The following is a 1,806-nucleotide window of genomic DNA, read 5'->3' on the forward strand; positions in this document are numbered from 1 at the left end:
CTATCCATATAATGAGAGAAGTCATAGCAGAGTTTAGAAATCCTGCTATGCTTTACTCTGTAGGGAAAGATAGCTCAGTTATGCTTCATATCTTGCAAAAAGCATTCTACCCAGCACCTCCACCACTACCACTTGTTCATGTAGATACAAAGTGGAAGTTTAAAGAGATGATAGAGTTTCGTGATAAAAGAGCAAAAGAAGTAGGTATGGAGCTTATCGTTTACTCCAACCCAAAGGGCGAGGAGATGAATATCTCACCATTTACACACGGAAGTGCTCTTCATACAGATATTATGAAGACAGAGGGTCTTAAGCAGATGCTAGATATTTATAAGTTTGATGCAGTGTTTGGAGGGGCTAGAAGAGATGAAGAGAAGTCTCGTGCAAAAGAGCGTATCTACTCATTTCGTGATAAAAACCATAGATGGGATCCAAAATCTCAAAGACCAGAACTTTGGAATATCTTCAATGCAAGACACCATCAAGATGAGTCCATAAGAGTATTTCCACTCTCAAACTGGACGGAGCTAGACATCTGGCAATATATCTATCTTGAAAATATAGATATACCACAACTATACTTCTCAAAAGAGCGTGAAGTTATAGAGTATATGGGCACAAAAATCTTAGTAGATGATGAGAGGATGCCTGAGGAGTTAAGAAAAACTGCTAAAGTAGAGAAGGTAAGATTTAGAACACTAGGATGCTATCCACTTACAGGTGCAGTAAATAGTGAAGCTACAACCTTACCAGAGATTATACAAGAGATGCTAATCTGTACTACAAGTGAAAGGCAAGGAAGACTCATAGATAGTGATGGCGATGCATCGATGGAGAAGAAGAAACAAGAGGGGTATTTTTAGAACTCAGGGGTCAAAGCTCTAATAATTGATAAAGGAAATATTTGAATGTCACACCAATCAGACCTAATTGCTAACAATATAGAAGCATATCTAAAAGAACACGAGAACAAAGAGATATGTAGGTTTATCACTTGTGGTAGTGTTGATGATGGAAAGAGTACTCTAATAGGAAGACTTCTTTATGATGCAAAGATGATATTTGAAGACCAGCTTGCAGCGATAGAAAGAGATAGTAAAAAAAGTGGAACTACAGGCGATAAAATTGACTTGGCACTTTTAGTAGATGGACTTGCAAGTGAGAGAGAGCAAGGAATTACTATAGATGTAGCCTATAGATTTTTCTCAACTGATAAAAGAAAATTTATAATAGCAGATACTCCAGGTCATGAAGAGTACACTAGAAATATGGCAACAGGTGCTAGTACTGCTGATATTGCAATTATACTTATAGATGCAAGAAAGGGTGTTTTAACACAAACTAAAAGGCACTCATATATAGCCTCTTTGCTAGGGATTAAAAATCTTGTAGTTGCTATAAATAAGATGGATTTAGTAGATTTTTCACAAGAAGTATTTGAGAGTATAAAAAAAGACTATGAGAATGAAGTGTTAACTCATCTAAACCCTGAACACTTAACCCTGAACACTACTTTTATTCCTATATCAGCTTTAGATGGAGACAATATAGTAAACAAAAGTGAAAATTTATCTTGGTATAAAGAGAAGCCACTTATGGAACTCTTAGATACTATACCTCTCAATAGTGCTCAGAGCTCAGAGTTCAGGGGTCAGAGTTCAGGAGTCAGAGTTCAGGGGTCAGGGGTCAGGGGTCAGAGTCAAGATCTGAGTACTCACTTTCGTTTGCCAGTACAGTATGTAAGCAGACCGCATCTAAATTTTAGAGGTTTTTGTGGAACTATATCAAGTGGAAGCATAAGTGTAG

The 1,806-nt window shown here is 37.2% G+C and carries 2 protein-coding genes; both read left to right on the forward strand.

Going from position 1 to position 1,806, the window contains the following annotated elements:
• Positions 1-2 precede the first annotated feature (2 nt).
• On the forward strand, positions 3-863 hold the full coding sequence (gene cysD, locus M947_RS23160) for a sulfate adenylyltransferase subunit CysD (protein ID WP_051147995.1): 861 nt from the start codon (positions 3-5) through the stop codon (positions 861-863).
• 45 nt (positions 864-908) lie between these two features.
• The coding region (locus tag M947_RS23165; RefSeq protein ID WP_021288572.1) for a sulfate adenylyltransferase subunit 1 at positions 909-1,806 on the forward strand (898 nt) is incomplete at its 3' end.

It is taken from the genome of Sulfurimonas hongkongensis (assembly GCF_000445475.1).
Classification (GTDB): domain Bacteria; phylum Campylobacterota; class Campylobacteria; order Campylobacterales; family Sulfurimonadaceae; genus Sulfurimonas; species Sulfurimonas hongkongensis.